Genomic DNA, 2496 nt, shown 5'->3' with positions numbered 1-2496 from the left:
CGGTCGGCGACGCCTACGACAATGCCCTGATGGAGAGCACGATCGGCCTGTACAAGACCGAGCTGATCAAGCCCCGACGGCCCTGGAAGTCGCTCTCCCAGGCCGAGTTGGCCACCGCAGAGTGGGTCGACTGGTACAACCACCGCCGACTCCACGGTGAGATAGGGCACGTTCCGCCCGTCGAGTACGAAACCAACCACTACATGGAATCCACGAAACCGCAGGTCACAACCATAATCTGAGATCTCTATCGAACCCGGGGCGGTTCACTCCGAGGCGATGCTCATGCTCGCCAGATGAGGAACTGGGGCGTTATCGCGATCAGGGCACGTGCCGCACGACTGGGCGTGCGCTCGGACGGAACGGCCAGGGAAAACGGCCAGTCCAGATCGGCGTCGTCGATGGTCAGCGTGGCGACGTCCTCCGCCTTGGCGAGGGCAGGCCGTGGCAATAGCGCCACGCCCAGGCCGTTGCGGACGTAGGCCACGCCGGTGGGGACGTCGGTGATCTCGAGGGCGACGCGACGGGTCACGGAGGCGGCAGCGAAGGCCTGATCGGCAACGGTCCGGATGCCATAGCTCACGGGGAAGTCGACGAAGTCCAGGCCGGCTAGTTCGGTGATCGGCACGGTGCGACGTTTCGCGAGCGGATGGTCGGCCGGCACGACGAGGTTGAGCACCGAAGTGACGAGGTCGGTCAGCGTGATGCCCGTCGGGTGCGGTCCGGGCAGGGAGACGAAGGCGAGGTCGAGCCGCCGTTCGAGGAGGGCGTCGATCAGGCCCTGGGAGCCGGAGGCGGCGGCGCTGGTCTGCAGGAGCACACCGGGATGACGCCGGTGGAATTCACTGAGGAGCGCAGGAAAGTCGATGAGCCCCACCGTGTTCATCGTGCCCAGCCGCAGGGTGCCGCGCAGTCCTCCGCGGACCTCGGCCACCGCGTCTGCGGCTTCCCGGGCGGCGTTGAGAGCGGCATGGGCGCGCGGGAGCAGGGCAGCACCGGCATCGGTGAGCAGCACGCGTTTGGTGGTGCGTTCCAGCAGCGGCGTGCCGAGTTCTCGCTCGAGGTTCTTGATCGTGGTGGAGACAGCGGACTGGACGACGTGCAGCCGTGCGGCGGCACGGGTGAAGTTCGCTTCCTCGGCGACGGCGACGAAGTGCTCGAGCTGGCGCAGTTCCACCCTCCCAGTATCCCTCAGAGACCCCCCACTTATCTCTCAGTGAGATAAGTGCAGTCTCTGACTTTCGTTGGACAGCGACCGTTACGGTCAACGATTATTTTCATCGGAGGAACTGCTCGAAGCAGGAATGCTTGCTGGCGGGCACATCGAAACTGGAGGACAAGCGCAAGGTGACCGCCACGGTCAACAGGCTGGTCGCCGAGGCGCTCGATATCCCCCCGACGACATCTCCATCTCCCTGATTCGAACGAGAATTTCTTGTTCGGACGAGGGGAGCTGCAATTGGCTCGAAGGTGCGCCGCGCTAGTGAATTCCAAAACCTCCGGACGTCCCGAGCTCGGAAACACGCCGAAACAAATGTAGGAACGAGGAGACGACTGCCATGACCACACCGAACGAGCCCACCGGCAGGCTGAACAACCAGGCGCCGCACCTGGACTACTACCCAGAGTGGCTCGACAATCTCGCCGACGACGTCATCCTCCAGGGCAATTTCGCCAACGGTGAAGTGATCGGCAAGGAAAAGGTAGGGAAGCTGCTGAGCTTCGCTCGAAGCAACTACGCTTTCCAGGACTTCCGCTTCTTCGGCAAGCGCGGCGAGCTCTTCCTGGAGGACTACCGCTCCACCATCCGTGGCAGCGAGACCTACCGTCCGGGTGGAATCGAGATTTACAACTTCGTCGTCGTGTACTTCAACGAGGCGGGCGAGACCAGTCAGCTGGTCATGAACCACCGGCCACAGTCAGCCGCCCTGCTGTTCTCGTCCTTGCTGGCGGAGCACTTCGGTGACGAGTTCGGCTCGGACCTCTTCTACAAGGGCGATGTCAGCGACCGACTGCTCGACCACGACCTGTCCCGCGGTCAGTGGCCCCCGTCGCAGTCTCACTAACTTGCGACGGCCGGGCTGTCCGGTGAAGAACGGGCTGTAACACCCGTCTGGGCTGGTCGGGGCGGGTTCGCCGCGTCAGGTGGGGTGGGGCTGGAACAAGCTCGACGCACTGGAACAGCTCTTCACCACCAGCGCGTGGCTCCCGCCTGCCCTCACGCCCAGCCACACCGCAACAGCGACCTGACGATCCGTCGCCCCTGCTCCAACGTTCTGTGGGGTCGATGCTCGTTGTAGAAGGTCTCGAACTCGCGGAGCGCGTGTAGAAGGTGGCTCTGGTTCCAGATCAGGGTTCGGTCCAGGAGTTCGGGTCGGCAGGTCTGAATCCAGCGCTCCACGATGGAGTTCATCCGCGGCATCCGTACACCGCTTCTGACGATCCTGAGTCCGGCGTCGGCGAGCACGGCGTCGAAGGCCTGCGTGAACTTGGAGT

4 protein-coding genes are annotated in these 2496 nt (G+C 63.9%); 2 read left to right on the top strand and 2 right to left on the bottom strand.

Going from position 1 to position 2496, the window contains the following annotated elements; translation table 11 throughout:
• Positions 1 to 242 (top strand): integrase core domain-containing protein (locus AB0D27_RS45365; protein ID WP_362521496.1); only part of this gene is annotated, 242 nt, incomplete at its 5' end.
• Between the two features lie 41 nt (positions 243 to 283).
• Here AB0D27_RS45365 and AB0D27_RS45360 read toward each other — a convergent pair.
• Positions 284 to 1177: a LysR family transcriptional regulator gene (locus AB0D27_RS45360; protein ID WP_362521494.1), complete on the bottom strand. Its 894-nt coding sequence runs from the start codon at positions 1175 to 1177 to the stop codon at positions 284 to 286.
• Between the two features lie 382 nt (positions 1178 to 1559).
• On the opposite strand from AB0D27_RS45360, the gene AB0D27_RS45355 reads away from it, so the two are divergent.
• On the top strand, positions 1560 to 2066 hold the full coding sequence (locus AB0D27_RS45355; RefSeq protein ID WP_351799829.1) for a hypothetical protein: 507 nt from the start codon (positions 1560 to 1562) through the stop codon (positions 2064 to 2066).
• A gap of 152 nt (positions 2067 to 2218) precedes the next feature.
• Here the strand turns inward: AB0D27_RS45355 and AB0D27_RS45350 are convergent.
• The coding region (locus tag AB0D27_RS45350) for an integrase core domain-containing protein (protein WP_362521492.1) at positions 2219 to 2496 on the bottom strand (278 nt) is incomplete at its 5' end.

Source organism: Streptomyces sp. NPDC048415 (genome assembly GCF_040651675.1).
Taxonomy (GTDB): Bacteria; Actinomycetota; Actinomycetes; order Streptomycetales; family Streptomycetaceae; genus Streptomyces.
The sequence above is the reverse complement of the archived record's forward strand: the minus strand, read 5'-3'. Positions and strand labels throughout refer to the sequence as shown.

Coding starts and splice junctions, on each gene's coding strand:
- AB0D27_RS45355 (WP_351799829.1), top strand. CDS start 1,560: ATGACCACACCGAACGAGCCCACCGGCAGGCTGAACAACCAGGCGCCG.